Origin of the sequence: Blautia sp. DFI.3.45 (assembly GCF_020593505.1) — a bacterium.
GTDB lineage: Bacteria > Bacillota > Clostridia > Lachnospirales > Lachnospiraceae > Blautia_A > Blautia_A wexlerae.
This window is the reverse complement of the sequence record NZ_JAJDMI010000229.1, coordinates 1-258: the sequence shown is the minus strand read 5'-3', so window position 1 is coordinate 258 and position 258 is coordinate 1. Positions and strand designations below refer to the sequence as shown.

The window sequence follows — 258 nt, the reverse complement described above, 5'->3', positions numbered from 1 at the left end:
GATTAAAGAAACTTGAAAAACAACTGATCCGGGAACAGAGAAGTCTTTCCCGAAAATATGAAAATTTAAAGAAAGGAGAGTCCACTCAAAGAGCAAATATACGGAAACAAAAGCTTAAGGTACAAAAACTTCATCATAAAATGGATAATATCCGTACGGATCACATTAACAAGACAATCGCTGAGATAGTGAAAACCAAACCATCTTACATAACGATTGAAGATTTAAATGTAAAAGGAATGATGAAAAACAGGTGTC

The 258-nt window shown here is 33.3% G+C and carries 1 protein-coding gene; it reads left to right on the top strand.

Annotation, left to right across the window (positions count from 1 at the left end; translation table 11 throughout):
• The coding region (locus tag LJE09_RS19360) for a transposase (protein ID WP_227311640.1) at nt 1–258 on the top strand (258 nt) is incomplete at both ends.